The sequence below is a fragment of the Hyphomonas sediminis genome (genome assembly GCF_019679475.1).
GTDB lineage: Bacteria > Pseudomonadota > Alphaproteobacteria > Caulobacterales > Hyphomonadaceae > Hyphomonas > Hyphomonas sediminis.
Genome location: NZ_JAIEZP010000001.1, coordinates 2,155,016 through 2,173,622, shown reverse-complemented (window position 1 = coordinate 2,173,622; position 18,607 = coordinate 2,155,016). Strand labels below are relative to the sequence as shown.

General features: G+C 62.9%; 16 protein-coding genes. 7 read left to right on the top strand and 9 right to left on the bottom strand.

Annotated elements, in window-relative coordinates:
- Nucleotides 1-5: 5 nt before the first annotated feature.
- From K1X12_RS10855 to K1X12_RS10835, 5 genes are all read right to left on the bottom strand, one after another.
- The gene (locus K1X12_RS10855) at nucleotides 6-782 is read right to left on the bottom strand and encodes a C13 family peptidase (RefSeq protein ID WP_220987611.1); all 777 of its coding nucleotides are present in this window, start codon (nucleotides 780-782) and stop codon (nucleotides 6-8) included.
- A gap of 125 nt (nucleotides 783-907) precedes the next feature.
- Nucleotides 908-1,273 (bottom strand): hypothetical protein, encoded by a 366-nt coding sequence (locus K1X12_RS10850; RefSeq protein WP_220987610.1) that lies wholly within the window; start codon nucleotides 1,271-1,273, stop codon nucleotides 908-910.
- A 72-nt stretch (nucleotides 1,274-1,345) separates the two neighbouring features.
- Nucleotides 1,346-2,371, bottom strand: a complete 1,026-nt coding sequence (locus K1X12_RS10845) for an NADP-dependent oxidoreductase (RefSeq protein ID WP_220987609.1) — start codon at nucleotides 2,369-2,371, stop codon at nucleotides 1,346-1,348.
- A 47-nt stretch (nucleotides 2,372-2,418) separates the two neighbouring features.
- On the bottom strand, nucleotides 2,419-2,859 hold the full coding sequence (locus tag K1X12_RS10840; RefSeq protein ID WP_220987608.1) for a hypothetical protein: 441 nt from the start codon (nucleotides 2,857-2,859) through the stop codon (nucleotides 2,419-2,421).
- Nucleotides 2,860-2,932: 73 nt separating this feature from the next.
- On the bottom strand, nucleotides 2,933-3,406 hold the full coding sequence (locus tag K1X12_RS10835) for a hypothetical protein (protein WP_220987607.1): 474 nt from the start codon (nucleotides 3,404-3,406) through the stop codon (nucleotides 2,933-2,935).
- A gap of 169 nt (nucleotides 3,407-3,575) precedes the next feature.
- On the opposite strand from K1X12_RS10835, the gene polA reads away from it, so the two are divergent.
- The 5 genes from polA (at nucleotide 3,576) to K1X12_RS10810 (ending at nucleotide 11,511) form a co-directional block, all read left to right on the top strand.
- Nucleotides 3,576-6,368, top strand: coding sequence for a DNA polymerase I (gene polA / locus K1X12_RS10830; RefSeq protein ID WP_220987606.1), 2,793 nt, complete (start codon nucleotides 3,576-3,578; stop codon nucleotides 6,366-6,368).
- A 360-nt stretch (nucleotides 6,369-6,728) separates the two neighbouring features.
- On the top strand, nucleotides 6,729-8,570 hold the full coding sequence (ilvD, locus tag K1X12_RS10825) for a dihydroxy-acid dehydratase (protein ID WP_220987605.1): 1,842 nt from the start codon (nucleotides 6,729-6,731) through the stop codon (nucleotides 8,568-8,570).
- A gap of 474 nt (nucleotides 8,571-9,044) precedes the next feature.
- The gene (locus tag K1X12_RS10820; RefSeq protein ID WP_220987604.1) at nucleotides 9,045-10,058 is read left to right on the top strand and encodes a pyridoxal-phosphate dependent enzyme; all 1,014 of its coding nucleotides are present in this window, start codon (nucleotides 9,045-9,047) and stop codon (nucleotides 10,056-10,058) included.
- Between the two features lie 207 nt (nucleotides 10,059-10,265).
- Nucleotides 10,266-10,958, top strand: coding sequence for a response regulator transcription factor (locus K1X12_RS10815; RefSeq protein ID WP_220988865.1), 693 nt, complete (start codon nucleotides 10,266-10,268; stop codon nucleotides 10,956-10,958).
- Nucleotides 10,930-11,511 carry a hypothetical protein gene (locus K1X12_RS10810; RefSeq protein ID WP_220987603.1) on the top strand — a complete coding sequence of 194 codons (582 nt, stop codon included), beginning with the start codon at nucleotides 10,930-10,932 and terminating at the stop codon, nucleotides 11,509-11,511. The genes K1X12_RS10815 and K1X12_RS10810 overlap by 29 nt, the downstream gene beginning before the upstream one ends.
- On the opposite strand, the gene K1X12_RS10805 is transcribed toward K1X12_RS10810, so the two are convergent.
- Entirely contained in the window at nucleotides 11,508-11,981 is a 474-nt protein-coding gene (locus K1X12_RS10805) for a DUF3995 domain-containing protein (protein ID WP_220987602.1), read from the bottom strand. The two genes, K1X12_RS10810 and K1X12_RS10805, sit on opposite strands and share 4 nt — an antisense overlap.
- 117 nt (nucleotides 11,982-12,098) lie before the next feature.
- Here K1X12_RS10805 and K1X12_RS10800 point away from each other — a divergent pair, with 117 nt between their 5' ends.
- A complete protein-coding gene (locus K1X12_RS10800) occupies nucleotides 12,099-12,563 on the top strand; it encodes a peptidylprolyl isomerase (protein ID WP_220987601.1) in 465 nt (154 codons plus the stop codon).
- A gap of 25 nt (nucleotides 12,564-12,588) precedes the next feature.
- Complete coding sequence (locus tag K1X12_RS10795; RefSeq protein ID WP_220987600.1) at nucleotides 12,589-14,190, top strand: stimulus-sensing domain-containing protein; 1,602 nt, start codon at nucleotides 12,589-12,591, stop codon at nucleotides 14,188-14,190.
- Here K1X12_RS10795 and K1X12_RS10790 read toward each other — a convergent pair.
- The 3 genes from K1X12_RS10790 to K1X12_RS10780 all read right to left on the bottom strand — a co-directional run bounded on the left by K1X12_RS10790 (nucleotide 14,187) and on the right by K1X12_RS10780 (nucleotide 18,529).
- Nucleotides 14,187-15,164 (bottom strand): glycosyltransferase family 2 protein, encoded by a 978-nt coding sequence (locus K1X12_RS10790; RefSeq protein WP_220987599.1) that lies wholly within the window; start codon nucleotides 15,162-15,164, stop codon nucleotides 14,187-14,189. The genes K1X12_RS10795 and K1X12_RS10790 overlap by 4 nt on opposite strands.
- Nucleotides 15,165-15,241: 77 nt before the next feature.
- Nucleotides 15,242-17,188, bottom strand: a complete 1,947-nt coding sequence (acs, locus tag K1X12_RS10785) for an acetate--CoA ligase (RefSeq protein WP_220987598.1) — start codon at nucleotides 17,186-17,188, stop codon at nucleotides 15,242-15,244.
- 39 nt (nucleotides 17,189-17,227) lie between these two features.
- Nucleotides 17,228-18,529, bottom strand: a complete 1,302-nt coding sequence (locus tag K1X12_RS10780) for a DcaP family trimeric outer membrane transporter (RefSeq protein ID WP_220987597.1) — start codon at nucleotides 18,527-18,529, stop codon at nucleotides 17,228-17,230.
- Between the last annotated feature and the right edge of the window lie 78 nt (nucleotides 18,530-18,607).

The following is an 18,607-nucleotide window of genomic DNA, read 5'->3' as shown; positions in this document are numbered from 1 at the left end:
GCTCTTCAGGGCGCGGGCCCCGGGTGATCGAAGTTCAGGAAGATGAACAGGTCTTCCACCGCATCGCCCAGAGACGCCTGCGGCTCTGACGGCGGCCACAGGCGCTCCTGCCGCTCGCGGAAGGCAACGCATTGCCGCGTCAGGCTGGCAAGGTGGACGAAATCATCCGCATCCGGAAGCGAATCCAGGACGCAATTATCGAACACAGGGTAAATCATGCCAGCGCCGCAGCCGAAGGAAGACCGGTCGGGACGCGCGGCGGTGAGGATCATCCGGTTGGGCGCGGCAAGGGCCGGGACGAAGACGCCCGAATAACAGGCAGAGACGACGACGACCGTGGGCCGCTCCCCACACCATTGCCCGACAAGGCCGTTGAGCTGATCCGGGCTGAGCACGCCTTCCCTGCCCATGACCAAGCCGCCCTCCGGCATGCCATGGGACGTAAAATAGAACAGGCAGCCTGCCGTGGCCGACGCAGCCTGTTTGCCGAAAGCATCGAACACTTCGCGTGAGCTGAGCGAGAAACCGCCAAACTCGCGCGGGCGCAGCGACATATGGGTGATGTTCTCTGAGCTGAAGCCGACATCGGCGAAAGCCCTGGCCAGATCGCGGCGGGCATTTTCGAAGGCGTCGATCGGGTCGCCCTGACCATCGCGCCAGTCTGCCGCCAGAATGCCAACGGCCCAGTCCTTGAGCGGAACATCTTCGACGGTAGGCTGAGCAAAAACCTTGCCGGCCCAGCTGGCGGCCAGGAAGAGTGCCACTGCTAACAGACGCTGCACCTGCAACCCGCGTTCTCCCCACAGATTGGTTCCGGCGAGCATAAGAGCAGCGCCCGGCGCTCAGCGCAAGCGGCGAGCGGGCGGCCACGCTCACGAACGCGCGACCTGCCCGGAAATGCTGCGTCTTATTTCGGGTAGGTGTCGAGCGACGGCTCGCGATGCCAGCAATCGCAGCCACCATCATACTGATAGGCTTCACCATAATCGTTCACGCGGACGACCGGGCCTGCGTAATAGTTGGGCACATAATCCCAGCTGGGATCGGCGTACCGGTCGGCAAAGCCATCGCCGGTATCATCGCACACCGCATAGCCCTGGGAATTGTAATTGCAGCCATAAGCGGGCGTTTGGGTGAGCGTGACGGACATCTCTTCGGCGGCCATGCTGAGGCCCGTGGCGACGGCTTCCCAATCTGCCGTGGTGCACGCCGAAGCGCTGACCAGCGCGGCGCCAGCCAGCATGGCCCGCGCGTGCACATTCCAGAGTCCCATATCCTATCCCCTTGCAGTCAGCCCTCCGGAAGTATGCTTGCCGGAAAACTGAACGCAAGCTGAACCAGCGCGTCAGAGGGGCTCAGGGCTCACCTGGACGACGAGTTTGCCCAGATTTTTGCCTTCAAACAGGCGCGAGAGGCTGGAGGGGGCGTTTTCGAAGCCCTCGACCACATCGGTCTCGTATTTGAGGCGGCCTTCCATCAGCCATTGCGCCATCTGCTGCATCCCCTCCGGGAAGCGGGGGAAATAGTCGATGACGATGAAGCCCTTCACCAGCGTGCGGCGCATCAGGAGGTTTGAGAAGTTATAGGGGCCGGGGACTGGCGTGGTGGCATTGTAGGTGGAGATGAGGCCGCAGAGGGGCATACGAGAGAAGTCGTTCAGGCGGGCGATGACCTGATCCATGATCTTGCCGCCGACATTCTCGAAGTTGATGTCGATGCCATTGGGGCAATGCTTGTCGAGGGCGGCGCCGACATCTTCGTTCTTGTAGTCGATGGCGGCGTCGAAGCCGGCGGTCTCGGTGAGCCAGCGGCATTTGTCGGCTCCGCCTGCGATGCCGACGACGCGGCAGCCCTGGATCTTGGCGATCTGGCCGACCATCGAGCCGACAGCGCCCGCCGCGGCAGAGACGACGACGGTTTCGCCAGCCTTGGGCTTGCCGATGTCCATCAGGCCGAAATATGCGGTCATTCCGGTGGCGCCGAGCGGGCCCATGAAGGCGGTGAGCGGCACACCGGGCAACCGGGGGAGCTTGGCCAGCGAGGCGCCGGGCAGCGTGTTGTAGACCGCCCAGCCGGAGAGGCCGGTGTTGACGATGTCGCCCGGTTCCAGCCCGTCAAAGCGGCTTTCGGTGATGACGCTGAGACCGCCGCCGCGCATCGGGTCGCCGATCTGGACCGGCGGGAGGTAGGCGTCGATGTCGCTCATCCAGATGCGGTTTGTGGGATCGAGCGAAAGGTAGATGGTCTTGGCGCGGACCTCGCCCTCAGCCAGCGGCGCAAGGGGCGTTTCGACCAGTTCGAGGTCTCCGGCCTGCACTTCGCCGACGGGCCGCTTGCGCAGCACCCAGGTCTGGTTCTTTTCGTTGATCATGTGGCGGCCTCCCTATCGTTTGACAGGGAGGCTAGAGCGAATTTGCGTCAGCGCAAGACGCCGCGCCGCATCTGCCAGAAGGCGTAGAGGAGCTGGACCAGCGCGATGCCCACGATGACGAAGGGGAAGAACTCCCCGCCTTCCATCTTCGGCGCGTCGGTGGCGGTCATGCCGTTGATCGTGCTGGCGACGGCGGCGAGCAGCGAGAGGGCGAAGAGTTTCACCGCCCATGTGCTGCGCAACAGCAGCGTGATTGCGCCGAGCAGCCCGCCGAAGACGCCAACAGCCCACAACGCCCAGGTCCACCAGGGCATGGTGAAGAAGTAGTCGATCAGCTCGGGCGGATAGGGCTTCAGATAGGCTTCGTTGCGCGTGATGGTCATCGTGAAATCGACGCAGCCAAAGCCGTTCCAGAGAATGGCAAGGATGCCGACGAGCCAGAGATGCCAGCCGGTGCGCGGCGCGATTACGGATGTGTCTTCGGTCATGGAATGCGCCCTCCCCAGCGCCCGGGAAATCTACGCGAATTTCAGGGAGGAGCAATTGCAGGCTGAAACGGCGCTATTTCAGGACGCCGCGCTTGGCCCAGGTCTGCGCGTAGTAGAGCAGCAGCACGGACACGACGATGATGAAGACCGAGACCGCCTGAACGGCAGGGTCATTCGGGACGCCCTCACTGAAGGTGGAGGCGCAGGCGATGATGGTGGTGACCGCGCTGAAGGCGAGGACGCGGACGGCGGCGGCCTGTTTGCGCAGGAGGCATACAGCGCCGATCAGCGCGGAGAAAACGGCCAGCGCCCGCAGGCCCAGCACCCAGGCGGGCAGCTCATAGATGAACTCGCGCGTGAGTTCCGGCATCTGGTTCATGTAGGGAGCGTAGTGCGTGACCATGGCCAGCAGATCGAAGACGCCGAGAAGGCTCCACAACACGGCGGCAGCCCCGATAAGGGCCAAATGCCACGGCGCTTTCGGCGTGTGCTTCTGCACTGCCGGGATGAGAGCCGTCGCTTCTTCGAAGTCGAGGTCACGTTCCATGTTGCAAAAGTAGCACACTGGCCTCGCCACAGAAAAGTCCAAATCGACGCCCGCCCGTTAAGAATTCGAAAGCTGCCGGATTCCGCGTCTTCGCGGTGGATTTCCGTGCTGGCGGGTGACGCCGCCAGCCATGCGGGCTAAACCGGGAACAAATACAAAGGAATCGCACATGGCCACGGCGCCCATCACCCAGGACAGCCACCTCTATCTGATCGATGCGAGCGCCTATGTGTTCCGCGCGTTTCATGCCCTGCCCCCGCTGACGCGCGCCTCTGACGGCCTGCCGGTGGGCGCGGTGGCGGGCTTCTGCAACATGCTGTTCAAGCTGCTGGAGGAGCTGAAGGGCAAGGAGCGGCCAACGCACTTTGCGTGCATCTTCGACGCATCGGGCAACACGTTCCGGAACGACCTCTATGCCCTCTACAAGGCCAACCGCTCCGACCCGCCCGAGGAGCTGGTGCCGCAATTCCCGCTGGTGCGGCGCGCGGCGATTGCCTTTGCCGCCCACGCCATCGAGCTGACCGGCTTTGAGGCTGACGACCTGATCGCGACCTATGCTCGCCACGCGGAGGCCAAGGGCGCGCGCGTCACCATCGTCTCTTCAGACAAGGACCTGATGCAGCTGGTTTCCGACAAGGTGCTGATGCTGGACCCGATGAAGAACAAGCTTCTGGGCCGGGACGATGTGGTCGAGAAATTCGGCGTTGGCCCCGAAGGCGTTGTGGATGTGCAATCGCTGGCCGGCGACAGCGTGGACAATGTGCCCGGCGCGCCCGGCATTGGCATCAAGACAGCGGCGCAGCTGATCAACGAATATGGCGACCTGGACTCGCTGCTGGCGCGCGCCGGAGAGATCAAGCAGCCCAAGCGCCGCGAGACGCTGATCAACTTCGCCGACCAGATCCGCGTGTCGCGCAGCCTTGTGCGGCTGGAGGACAATGTGCCGGTGACTGTGCCGGTGGAAGACCTGGCGGTGCAGGACCCCGAGCCGAAAGACCTGATCGGCTTCCTGGAGGAAATGGAATTCCGCACGATCACGCGCCGTGTGCGCGAGCAGATGGAACTGGAAGGCGCCATTGAGGCCCCCGCCCCCGAGGCGCAACCTTTCCACGTATCTGCCTATACCTGCATTCGAGACCTGAAGACGCTGGAAGACTGGGTGGCGCGCGCCACCACGCAAGGCTGGGTGGCGGTTGATACGGAGACGGACAGTCTGGATTCCGTTTCCGGCGGGCTGGTGGGCGTGTCGCTGGCGCTGGCGCCCGGCGAGGCCTGCTACATTCCGCTGGCGCATGTGGACCCCGACGCCCCAACCGACGGGAGCGACATGTTTGGCGCCGATCCGCCGCGGCAGATCAAGCTGAATGAGGCGATCAAGGTGCTGCGTCCGATGCTGGAAGATCCGGCGGTGCTGAAGATCGGCCAGAACATCAAATACGATCTCAGCGTGTTTGCGCAGCACAAGATCCGTGTGGCGCCCATCGACGACACGATGCTGATTTCCTTCGTGATGAATGCCGGCGTGCACAGCCATGGCATGGACGAGCTTTCCGAGCGCTATCTCGGCCACAAGCCGATCACCTTCAAGGATGTGGCAGGCAGCGGGAAGAACCAGAAAACCTTCGCGCAGGTGGCGCTCGACAAGGCAACCGAATATGCGGCCGAAGATGCCGATGTGACCCTGCGCCTCTGGCAACTGCTCAAGCCGCGCCTGCGCACGGAGCAAGTGACGACCGTTTACGAGACGCTGGAGCGGCCGCTGGTGCCGGTGCTGGCGGACATGGAACAAGCGGGCATCAAGGTGGACCGGCAGATGCTGTCGCGCCTGTCGGCAGACTTCAACCAGCGCATGGCCGCGCTGGAGGCAGAAGCGCATGAGCAGGCGGGCCGGAGCTTCAACATCGCTTCCCCCAAACAGCTGGGCGAGATCCTGTTTGACGAAATGAACCTGCCCGGCGGGAAGAAGACCAAGACAGGCGCGTGGGTGACCGATGGCGATGTGCTGGAGGGCCTTGCCGCCGAAGGGCATGAGCTGCCGCGCACCATCGTCGACTGGCGGATGCTGTCGAAACTGCGTTCGACCTATACCGAGGCATTGCAGGCGGCGATCAACAAAAAGACGGGCCGGGTGCACACCAGCTACATGATGGCGGGGGCGCAGACGGGGCGGCTGTCCTCAACCGACCCGAACCTGCAGAACATCCCTGTGCGGACAGAAGAAGGCCGCAAGATCCGCGAAGCGTTCATCGCCGAGGAGGGCAATGTGCTCGTCTCGGCTGACTATTCGCAGATCGAGCTGCGCATCCTGGCGCATATGGCGGACATTCCGGCGCTGAAACAGGCGTTCAAGGATGGCCTAGACATTCACGCGATGACGGCGAGCGAGATGTTCGGCGTGCCGATTGAAGGCATGGACCCGATGGTGCGCCGGCAGGCCAAGGCGATCAATTTCGGCATCATCTATGGCATCTCCGGCTTTGGCCTTGGCCGCCAGCTGGGCATTCCAGCGAGCGAGGCGAACCAGTATATCAAGACCTATTTCGAGCGCTTCCCCGGCATTCGTCAGTATATGGACGAAACCAAGGAGTTTGCGCGCGAGACCGGATTTGTGCGCACCGCCTTTGGCCGGAAGATCCACCTGCCCGACATCAAGACCAAAGGGCCAGCGCGCGCCTTTGCCGAGCGGCAGGCCATCAACGCGCCGATCCAGGGCTCAGCCGCCGACATCATCAAACGGGCGATGATCCGGATGCCCGAAGCGCTGGAGAGCGCCGGGCTGAAAGCGAAGATGCTGCTGCAGGTGCATGACGAACTCGTGTTCGAATGCCCGGAGAAGGAAGCCGAAAAGCTGGTTGCGCTGGTGCAGAAGACAATGGCGGCAGCCGATGGGCCTTCGCTGAAGCTGTCCGTGCCGCTGGTGGTGGAGGCGAAGGCGGCGGGGAACTGGGCGGCGGCGCATTAGAGAGGGCGGGTGGAATATCTGCCCTGTCCGTTTTCTGAAGATCGGCTGCCCTCTATTTTTCCGTCTTCCCGGTTTCGGGGACGAAGTCCGCGAAGACCGGGACCCAGCCTTGCCGACTTTCCAATCAGGCTGAGTGCCGAGACGCCCTCTGGGTCCCGGTCTTCGCCTGCGGCGAAACCGGGAAGACGGACTCCAACCCTCTGTAATCTGTCTCCCCAAGGATGCTACAACCCGCCCCAACCACTATCTGGCCCATTCCAATCTTTCCCGCAGCTGCTAAAGAGCGGGTGAATTCACCGCTTTCCGGTCCCATTTCCGCCCCGGAAGGCAAAATTTTGCGGAAAAGACGAGACTGAAACGATGATCCCCTACCGTTCGCGTACTTCCACCCACGGCCGCAACATGGCCGGCGCCCGCGGCCTCTGGCGCGCAACGGGCATGACGGACAGCGATTTCGGCAAGCCCATCATTGCGGTGGTAAACTCGTTCACCCAGTTCGTGCCCGGCCACGTGCACCTTAAGGATCTGGGCCAGCTGGTGGCGGGCGAGATCGTCGCGGCTGGCGGCGTGGCCAAGGAATTCAACACCATCGCGGTGGATGACGGCATCGCCATGGGCCATGACGGGATGCTCTATTCCCTGCCCTCACGCGAAGTGATCGCCGACAGCGTGGAATACATGGTCAACGCCCATTGCGCCGACGCGATGGTGTGCATCTCCAATTGCGACAAGATCACCCCCGGCATGATGATGGCCGCGCTGCGCCTTGATATTCCGGTTGTGTTCGTCTCTGGCGGGCCGATGGAAGCGGGCAAGGTGAATGTCGATGGCGAGCTGCGCGCGGTGGACCTGATCGACGCGATGATCGAGGCGGCCAACCCGGACCGGACCGACGCCGAGGTCGACGAGTTCGAGAAGAATGCCTGCCCGACCTGCGGATCGTGCTCGGGCATGTTTACGGCGAACTCCATGAACTGCCTTGCCGAAGCCCTCGGCCTTGCCCTGCCGGGCAATGGCTCGACGCTGGCAACCCATGGCGACCGCGAACGGCTGTTCCGCCAGGCCGGGCGCCGCATCGTGGAGCTGACCAAGATCTATTACGAGCAGGGCGACACCTCCGTCTCCGCGCGCGGCATCGCCACCAAGGCGGCGTTCGAGAACGCCATGACGCTCGACATCTCGATGGGCGGATCGACCAACACCATCCTCCACCTGCTCGCCATGGCGCGCGAGGGCGAGGTGGACTTCACGATGGACGACATCGACCGCCTCAGCCGCGTGACGCCCTGCCTCTGCAAGGTCGCCCCGGCGGTGCACAATGTGCACATGGAAGACGTGCACCGCGCAGGCGGCATCTACGGCATCCTGGGCGAGCTCGACCGGGCGGGCAAGCTCGACACCTCGGTGCGCACCATCCACTCCGATACGCTGGGCGAGGCGCTCAGCCAGTGGGACATTGCGACCACCAACAATCCTGAAGTGCAGGAATTCTTCATGGCGGCGCCCGGCGGCGTGCGCACGACGCAGGCGTTTAGCCAGACACGCCGCTATAAAGATCTGGATACGGATCGTGAGAAAGGCGTTATCCGGTCTGCCAAGCATGCTTTCTCGCAGGATGGCGGGCTGGCAGTTCTCTTCGGCAACATTGCCGAGCAGGGCTGCGTGGTGAAGACCGCCGGCGTGGATGACAGCATCCTGAAATTCTCCGGCCCGGCAATCGTCTGCGAAAGCCAGGACGAGGCGTGCAAGCGCATCCTTGGCAAGGAAGTGAAAGCGGGCGATGTCGTGATCGTGCGCTATGAAGGCCCGCGCGGCGGCCCCGGTATGCAGGAAATGCTCTACCCGACCTCGTATCTGAAATCGATGCGGCTGGGCAAGGCATGTGCTCTGATCACGGATGGCCGTTTCTCTGGCGGCACGTCGGGCCTCTCCATCGGCCATGTCAGCCCGGAAGCGGCCGAAGGCGGCCTGATCGGCCTGATCGAGGAAGGCGACCTCATCGAGATCGACATCCCAAACCGCACGATCAATGCGAAGGTTTCCGAAGACGTATTCGCCGCGCGCCGCGCAGCGATGGAAGCCAAGGGCGACAAAGCCTGGAAGCCGGTGGAAGATCGCCCGCGCAAGGTGAGCCGTGCCCTGAAGGTCTACGCCGCGCATGTGGGCAACGCCGCGCAAGGCGCTGTGCGGCTCGACCCGTAACCGGCAACACTCGAAGCCGGACAGGGGCGCCCCTTCCGGTTTTTCTTCTCTGGGAGGTCCTGCGGATGGGCGTGGCCCTGTTTGTCCGGGGACGGTGTGTAGTTGTGTGTTGGTAGGTGTGTCCCCGGCGTCCCGTGGCCATCCCATCCGCAGTTTGGCAGCCGTGAACGATCCTCCTCTCCGGGAGACTGCACGGATCCTGGGCCGGGGAAACTCCTCAACCCGAGGTCAGGCTATCGCAAGGATGAACCCCGGCGGATAAGACGCCGCCGCAAACGGGGCGAGCACCTGCATTTGCGGCAGAAGCCTTGCAGCGGGACCGGTGGACAAGCGCGCGCTTATCCACGCCGATGGCTGATGCGCATCTGACCTGCGCCAACTTATCCGCCGAAACATGCACATATGGCATTTCCCTCTCCGCCCCTGCCTGCTAGCCCTGCGCAGCATTGAAACAGACCCGAGCAAGGCAGGATTATGCCAGCCCAAACCGATCTCGCCGAATGCCCCTTCAAGATTGGCAATACGCCACTGGCGCGCGTTGAACTGACACTCAACGGACACCGGCACGAGTTGTTCCTGAAGGAAGAGCGCCTCAACGAATTTGGCTCCATCAAGGACCGCGTTGCCTGGTACATTCTGGCCAAGGCGATTGAGGACAATGGCCCGGTGCGCTCTGTGGTCGACGCCTCGTCCGGCAATTACGGATATGCGCTGGCGTGCATCTGCGAGCGGATGGGCATTGGCGCGGTCATCGTCTCCTCTCCCACGATCAGCCGCTTCAATGCCGACGGCATCAAGCGCGCAGGCGCGACGCTGGTGATTGCAGACGCGGCGCCGGGCGAATGCGGGAACAGCGCGCGCATCCGCGTTGCCCGCGAGATTGCCGAGCGCGAGGGCCACACCTTCCTCAACCAGTATGAAAACTTCCGGAACCCGGCCTCCCATGAACTGTGGACGGCGCCGGAAGTATTCGCGGAAGGCCCGTTTGACGCGTGTTTCACAACGTCTTCCTCGGGCGGCACGGCACGCGGCTTTACCGATTACCTGCGCAAGAAAAAGCTGCCTACGGAATTGTTCCTGGTGGAGCCGGCAGCCTCCTGCGCCTTCATGGAGCCGGGCGATGCCGGCAAAAATGCCAAGCTGAAAGTGCCCGGCTATGGCAGCCAGCGGCGCTCCGCCTTTGCCGATGTGACTCCTGACCCGGCGATGCTGCGCGTGGACGAAGCCTCCGTGCTGGCGGCCTTCACCCTGTTTGAAGAGCACGGAATTGCCTATTCCGGCCTTTCCAGCGCCGGGGTGATCCTTGGCGCGCTGCGCTGGCTAGCCCAGCAGGACGCCCCGAAACGTGCCGTGTGTATCTGCGCGGATGGCGACGAGCGGTATCTGGAAGAGATCACCGAACGGTATGTGCCCTCGGTCGGCACTGAGGCTTATCAGGTTGCACGCGCGGAGCTGACGCCGATCGTGGAAGCCATGGCCCGCGACTGAAGCGCCCCAAGCGCGCCACACATGCAACCCGTTATTCACAATTGCGGCAGGCATTGCCGCAATGAATCGTGAAACTGCCGTAATGTAAGCAATCGACCGCCCCAGTCCGTTGTTTTCCTTGAGGACACCGCAAGGAGGGCTTTTGAAATGACGCGAGCTGTGATTGAACACCCCTTGGCACACCGGACCGATGCGAAGGACAAGGATATGACGACACTGGCACTCGTTGACGACGACGAAAACATCGTGGCTTCGCTCAAGATGTTCTTCGAAGCCGAAGGGTATCAGGTGCGCGCCTATCATGATGGCGAATCGGCGCTGACCGCGCTGACCGACTCCCCGCCCGACATCGCCATCCTCGACATCAAGATGCCGAAGATGGACGGCATGGAACTGCTGCGCCGCCTGCGCCAGACTTCCGAACTGCCGGTGATCTTCCTCACGTCCAAGGACGAAGAGATCGACGAAGTGATCGGCTTCAATATCGGCGCCGACGACTTCGTGCGCAAACCCTGCTCCAACCGCCTGCTGGCCGAGCGCGTGAAGGCTGTCCTGCGCCGCTCGCGCGGCGTTTCGGCAACGCCGGAAGAAGGCGACGTGAAGCCAATCGTTCGCGGCAAGCTGGTGCTGGACCCCAACCGCCATGCCTGCACCTGGGACGGCAAACCGGTTCGCCTGACGGTGACCGAGTTCCTGATCCTGCAGGCGCTGGCCGCCCGCCCAGGCTATGTCAAAAGCCGCGACCAGCTGATGGACGCTGCCTATGACGACCAGATCTATGTGGATGACCGCACCATCGACAGCCATATCAAGCGCCTTCGCAAGAAGTTCCGTGAAGTGACTGACGAGTTTGATGCGATCGAAACCCTGTATGGCGTCGGCTACCGCTACACCGAATAAACCGCCCGCAGAGCTTTATATCGGCGGCGCGGCGGACGAGGCTTCACGCCTTGTGCTGTCCTATGCCGAAGCGCGCCGCAAGCTGGTGGAGCCGCAAGGCCGCTTTGTTCGATACTTTCCGCACTACCGGATACCCGGCGCGCTCGACATGGCGCGCCGGGTTTTGTCTGAAGGACACCCGCTGGCGCTGATCGGGCATAGCTGGGGGGCCGACGGCGCGCTGCGCGTGGCGCGGCGGCTGGACCGGGATGTATTGCTGATCGGGGCCGACCCGGTGGCCAAGCCCGCCCCGCCCTTTGCCTTCTGGCAGCCGCGGCCCGCAGCGGCGAGTTTCATGCTGCATGTGGACGCGGTAGCAGAGGCACGCGATCGGTCCGATCACGTCAAGACGGTGGGCTATCTGACTGGCGGCGGTGTGCACCGGGCCTGGCGGCAGGCGGACCAGACGATCATCGCGCCATTGAACCACTGGAACTTTGCCGGGATGATGAAAGCGCGCGGCGCGGATGGGCGCTGCGCTGAAGACCTGCTGGCGGAAATGGCGCCGGCCTAGCCGAACACCTGCGCGAGGCGCCAGCTCCAGTTGGGCAGCGAGAATGTCAGCGCCAGGAATGCCAACCCGATGAGGAAGCAGAGCGGCGAATAGAGGCGGCGATTGAGCGTCAGGTAGGGCTGTTCCGGCGCGGCCCGCTCGAACGCCGGGAGAACGCCCACGACCGCGCGGATGAAGAAGACGCCCGACAGGAAAAGGCCCACCGGCACCAGCAGGTATTTCAGGGGGGGAAAGGCATCTTCAAAATGCCCCATGATGACCGCTGCGGCGCCTCCCCCCAGCAGCAGCACCCCCAAAAGCGCCACAGACGCATGAGATGGAAGGCGCGTGATACCCCTTCGGCCGACAACCGAGCGCGCCAGCGACTGCTCATTCGGGAATGGAAAGGAGAGCCCGGCAGCCCATATCAGATGGAGCAGGCCAAGACCGCCCAGAACGAACGCCAGAACTGTGCCTAGCAGAGGCGCCACGGTTATCCTCGTCAGCGGGACCAGAATGGCCTAACAATACATGCAGGTAGCGCTTGCCGCCAGTGCTGCGATTGAATAGCCAGATTGCCAGCGACGGCCCAGCCAGGAAAGAAAAAGATGTCCGACCCAGAAAATACGCTCCTCCTTGAAACCTCCAAGGGCAACGTCACCATTGAATTGCGCCCAGACCTCGCGCCGAACCATGTCGCGCGGATCAAGGAACTCGCCCGTGAGGGGTTTTACGACAATATTGTTTTCCACCGTGTGATCGCGGGCTTCATGGCTCAAACCGGTTGCCCCAAGGGCACCGGCATGGGCGGCTCCAAGAAGCCGGACCTGAAAGCCGAATTCAACACCGAGCCGCACGTGCGCGGCACCTGCTCGATGGCACGCACCTCGGCGCCGCACTCGGCAAACAGCCAGTTCTTCATCTGCTTCGATGACGCCCGCTTCCTCGACCGCCAGTACACGGTTTGGGGCAAGGTGACCGAAGGAATGGATGTGATCGACCAGCTGGCCAAGGGCGAGCCGCCGCGCAACCCTGACCGTATCGTGACGATGCGGGTGGCCGCCGACGCCTGATCCTGGGCGGGGACGCGGACAAGCGATGGCGGAGACCAATCCATCTCGCCGGAGAAGCCAGCGGCGCGGCCCTACCCTTCTCGGCTCGCGCATTGCGCGGCTGATCTTTGCCTCGAACCTTGCGGGGCTCGCCATCCTGATCGTGGGCGCGATGGTGCTCAACGAGATGAGGGCGGGCTTCGTTTCTTCCAAGAAGCAGGACCTGATCGCACAGGCGCAGGTATTCTCCGGCCTGCTTTCGGATGATGCGACAACGCCGGAACCGGCCCTGAACCCGGAAGCGGCGCGCCTGGCGATTGCCCGGCTGAACCTGCCCGAACGTATCCGCGCGCGAATCTATACCCCCACCGGCGAAATGGTGGCCGACAGCTATTTCCTTTCGGACATGGTAGACGTTTCCGCGCTGCCGCCGCTGAAAGAACCGAGCTGGATCGCACGGACGGGACGCGACCTTTCCGAATGGGCCGGCGATGTGTTCGGCGTCTTTTCGCCCCGGCGCAGCTCCGAAGCGCTGCAGACGCAGAGTTTCGAAGAGGAATTCAAAGCTGCCGCCCTTGGCGAGCAGGCCGCGAGCCAACGCTTCTCCGACCGCGGACAGCGCGTGATTTCCGTTTCCATGCCGATCCAGCGCGTTTCAGCCGTTGTCGGCGTGCTGGTGGTGGAAGGCAGCGACATCGACGAGATCATCCGCGCCGAACGCGTGGCGCTGATCCCGTTTGTGGGTGTGGCTGTTCTGGTGGCGTTTGTGACCTCCATCCTGCTGACGATCGGGATTGCGCGCCCCATGCGGCGCCTTGCTATAGCAGCGGACCGCATCCGGGCAGGCTCTTCCGCGCGGATGGACATTCCTCAGCTGACCCGCCGGAACGACGAGATCGGCGACCTGGCAAGCTCGCTCACCTCGATGACCGAAGCGCTGATCGAGCGGATTGAGGCCAACGAACAGTTTGCCGCCGATGTGGCGCATGAGCTGAAGAACCCTCTGACCTCCATCCGCTCGGCGGTGGAAACGCTGGAGCGGGTTCAGGACCCGGATGCAGCGGCGCGCCTGCGGGCCGTGATTGCGTCTGATGTGAAGCGGCTGGACCGTCTGATTACGGATATTTCCAACGCCTCCCGCCTTGAAGCGGAGATGACGCGCCTGCCGAGCGAGACGATCGACATCGCCCGCTTCGTGCGCGATGTGGTGCACACATATGAGGGGCTGTCGGACGGCGCGCAGGCGGTGCATGTGGCGTTTACCGACGCCACAATGGGCGCGCGCCTGCTGGTGCGGGGCCGCGAGGGACCACTCGGACAGGTGCTGCGCAACCTGATCGACAATGCACGCTCCTTCTCGCCGCCGGGATCGAAAGTGGAAGTGCGGCTGGAGCAGACAAATAACGGGTCGCGCACGATTGCGCGTATCATCGTGGAAGATTCCGGCCCTGGCATTCCGCCCGACAAGCTGGAGACGATCTTCAACCGCTTCTACACGGACCGCCCCAAGGGAACGGCATTCGGCAACAATTCCGGGCTCGGCCTTTCCATCGTGAAGCAGATCGTGGCGACCCATCGGGGGGACGTGCACGCGACGAACAAGACCGAAGGCGGCGCGCGGTTTACCGTGGACCTGCCAGCGATCTAGCCGACGCGAACACGCGCGCGATAGCCGAAACGCGAAGCGAGGCGCTCGAGACGCACACCAACAGGCTTGGCGAGGAAGCGCAGCGCTTGCGGGCGGCCGGCGAACCAGCCGAAGGCTTCGGGCAGCTTCTTCGCGCGCAGGGACAGGACGAAGCCTTCAAAGGCTTCTGCGTCCTTCAGAGCGGCCTCATGGCGCTGAACGGCGCGGCGGTCGGCCTCGCTGAGGCGGGCGCTGTGGCGCTCCAGGAACGGGGCGTAGACCGGACGTTGCATGGAGAAGACGTTGTGGCCGCGCGTGCGCGAGAGAGAGGCCGGGCGGATGGCGTAGCGGTAAAGCGGCGCGGGATGGACGGCGAACCTGGCGCCGCTGGCCAGGAAATCCGCGACGAACCAGCAGTCTTCCGCGACTTTCAGATCCGGCAGATAGGCAACCTGATGCGCCTGAAGGAAGGCGCGGCGGACGATGGGTTTCAGATAGCCGAGGATCGGACTTTTCGACTCGGCCTTATTGCCCTCAAGCCATGCGGCGAGATCAATGGGGCGGAGCGAATCGCCGACGCCGCCGAGGAAGCTCGGGCCGTCCTGCGCACTGTTCTCGAAGGGGACGAGGATCATATCGTCCGCAATCAGATCGAGGGCGTTTTTCTCAGCGATAGCGACAAGGGTTTCGAGGCGCGCAGGTTCGAAGGCATCATCTGAATCGAGCACGGCGATCCAGTCGCCCTGGGCCTGCGCATTGCCGAGATTGCGCGCACGCGCGACGCCGCCATTCTGATCGGCGCGGACCAGACGGACACGCGGGTCACCGCCGGCAGCGGCGAGCGCTGCGGCGCCGGTATCGTCGGGCGAACAATCGTCGACGATGATCAGTTCCCAGTCGGTCAGCGTCTGCGCCAGCACGCTTTTGACCGCCAGACCGATGAAGTCCGCAGCCTTGTAGGCGGGCATAACGATCGAGACTTTCGGCGCGGCCATAAGGCTCCCCAAGCAGGCACAAGTGGTCAGCTTATGCCCACAACAGGGATAATAAAGCTTTTATGGCCGCGTCCGAATTACTTGTTCTGACGGTTGTCGATCAGGTCTTTCACCACTTCGGGCTCAGCCAGGGTCGATGTATCGCCAAGATTCGAGAACTCGTTTTCAGCGATCTTGCGCAGGATGCGGCGCATGATCTTGCCCGAACGGGTTTTCGGCAGGCCGGGCGCGAACTGGATCAGATCGGGCGAGGCAATAGGGCCGATCTCGTTGCGGACGTGCTGGACGAGGTTCTTGCGGAGCGCTTCATCGGCTTCGCAGCCCGCACGCAGAGTGACATAGGCGTAGATGCCCTGCCCCTTGATGTCGTGCGGATAGCCGACCACGGCGGCCTCCGCGACGGCGTCATGGCTGACAAGCGCGCTTTCGACTTCGGCTGTGCCCATGCGGTGACCGGAGACGTTAATCACATCGTCCACACGGCCGGTGATCCAGTAGAACCCGTCTTCATCGCGGCGGCAGCCGTCACCCGTGAAATACATGCCCGGATAGGCCGTGAAATAGGTTTCCACAAAGCGCTGGTGGTCTCCGTACACGGTACGCATCTGGCCGGGCCAGCTATCCGTGATGAGGAGATTTCCATCGGCGGCGCCGTGCAGTTCCTTGCCTTCTGCGTCCACCAGGATCGGCTTGACGCCAAAGAAGGGGTGCGACCCGGCGCCGGGTTTCATGTCGGTCGTGTTCGGCAGCGGAACGATGAGTGTGCCGCCGGTTTCAGTCTGCCACCACGTATCTACGATGGGGCAGCGCGTCTCGCCGACAACATGGAAATACCATTCCCAGGCTTCGGGGTTGATGGGCTCGCCCACCGTGCCCAGCAGGCGGATGGATTTACGCGAAGTCTTGTTCACCGGCTCTTCGCCTTCCCGCATCAGGGCGCGGATTGCGGTGGGCGCGGTGTAGAAGATCGTAACCTGATGCTTGTCGCACACCTGCCAGAAGCGGCTGGCGTCCGGATAGGTCGGGATGCCTTCAAACATGACGCTGGTGGCGCCGTTGGCGAGCGGCCCGTAGACGATGTAGGTGTGGCCGGTGACCCAGCCGACATCCGCCGAGCACCAGAAGACATCGTTTTCCTTCAGGTCGAAGACGTATTCATGCGTCATCGAGGCCCAGAGCAGATAGCCGCCGGTTGTGTGAAGCACGCCCTTGGGCTTACCGGTGGAACCGGACGTATACAGAATGAACAGCGGGTCTTCCGCATTCATCGGCTCCGGCGGGCAATCCGTGGAGACATCTGCAGCGGCTTCATGCAGCCAGACATCGCGGCCTTCCTGCATCGCCACATCGCCGCCCGTACGCTTGACGACGAGCATCTTCTTGACGACGCCCTCAGAAAGCTGGGCAGCCTTGTCGGCGTTCACCTTCAGCGGAACCTTGCGGCCACCGCGAACGCCTTCATCGGCCGTGATGATCACTTCAGAGCCGCAATCGACGATGCGGCCCGCAAGCGATTCCGGCGAGAATCCACCAAAGACGACCGAGTGAACCGCGCCGACGCGCGCGCAGGCGAGCATCGCGTAGGCCGCTTCAAGGATCATGGGCATGTAGATGGTGACACGGTCGCCTTTCTTCACGCCGAGCTTCTTCAGCACGTTTGCAAATTTGCAGACGGCAGTGTGCAGCTCACGATAGGTGACCGTGTGGCTTTCGCCCGGCGCGTCGCCCTCCCAGACGAAGGCGGCCTTATCGCCGCGCTGCTCAAGGTGACGATCGATGCAGTTTTCCGTGACGTTGAGCACGCCATCGGAATACCAGCGCACATGGAGGTCTCCGGTTTCCCAAGAGACATCTTTCACAATCGAATAGGGCTTGATCCAGTCAAGTCGTTTGCCCTGCTCGCCCCAGAAGGCAACGGGGTCCGCGATGGACGCAGCGTACATCTCCCGGTACTTCTCTGGGGTCAGGTTTGCGTTCTTCGCAAACTCTTCAGGGACTCGATACGTTTTCGAATGATCGCTCATGGCTGACATTCCCTCCGGCATTTTGATCAGGCCTTTCTCTCAGAATGCATACTTTGTCGAGAAGGTGAAACGGCTAATCGCCCCATCTGCCCCGTTCTCCAGCTCGCGGATGCCGTGCATGGCTTCCACGCCGAGCGTCACCTTGGGCGCGACATCCCAGAGTACCGCTGCGTAAGCCGACTGGACCGACGAGGTCGCCGTGCCGGCCACATAGGAGGGGTTGTCGATGAAGAGGCCGGAATAGCCGATATTGAAACGTGCCGTTTCGCCGAAGGGATGGCGCCAGGCAATGAGGCCGCCATAGGACGGGATGGCCTCAAGATCGCCAGTGGGGCTGAGCGCGGCTTCACGGCCTGCGGCCAGGCCGATATAGCGCCCGATGCCTTCACCGCCGGCAAGATTGAAGCGGATATCGTCGCGCTCGCCAACTTTGAGCTGGCCGGAGAGGGAGAGGCCGTAGCCGAATGTTTCCTCTTCGATGCCGGGCACTTCCATGCGCAGCTGACGGCCAAGACCGGCGAGCGAAACATTGCCGTAGGCGCCCTTCCAGTTGTAGCGGACGACCGCATCGGGCAGCGTGTTGGTATCCTGATCGCCCGAAGTGATGGTTGGCGTGTTGGAGTTTTCCAGCGCGAACTGCCAGTTGCCATTGGTGTAGCGGATCTGCGGCTGTCGGACGAAGACCATCCCGTCCGACGGGATCAGGAAGCTCGCGCTTTCCGGGATTGCAGACGTGTTCTGGAAGGTGGACCATTCCTGACCGGCGAGCCAGTTGCCATAGGTGACGTAAGCGCGTCGCAGGCGAGGCGAATAGGAGTTCGTCACCAGTTCGTTGCCCTGCGCGGAACCGAGGAAATCAAGCTCCAGATGTGCCTTCACTTCGCTGTCGCCCCAGGGGGTCGCCGCGCTGATGAAGAAGCGGGAGGATTCTGCGGTGAAGTCGCTGAAGGTAGTGCTGTCGCCGCCGACAGGCGTGGCGCCGGGAATGTAGAAATCCCGCGCGATACTGCCCGAGGCGATGGCGCCGCTGTCGAGATGGGTCATGTGGGCATCAAAATCCAGAATGCCACCGACTTTCACGGTCGTGTCGCCAACCATGAAGCCGTCTTTCTTTGTGGGCGCCTCAGGCGCGGCAGCGGGCGTCGCGGCGATCTGCGTCTCTATACGGACGATATCGGCGTCACTCCTGGCACGCTCGGCAGCGAGCTCGGCTTTCAGTTCCGCGACCATGCTTTCGAGCGCGGCGAGACGTTCTTCTAGCGGCTGCTGGTCTGCATGCGACATACCCGCCACGGCGAGAGACGCCGCAGACACCATGAGTACCTTCTTCAGATAATTCATAACGTTCCTCCCGGTTTTATTCTTATGTTTGAGGCAACTATCTGCCTGCGGAGGCCGGCTCGCTATTAGCAATAGGTG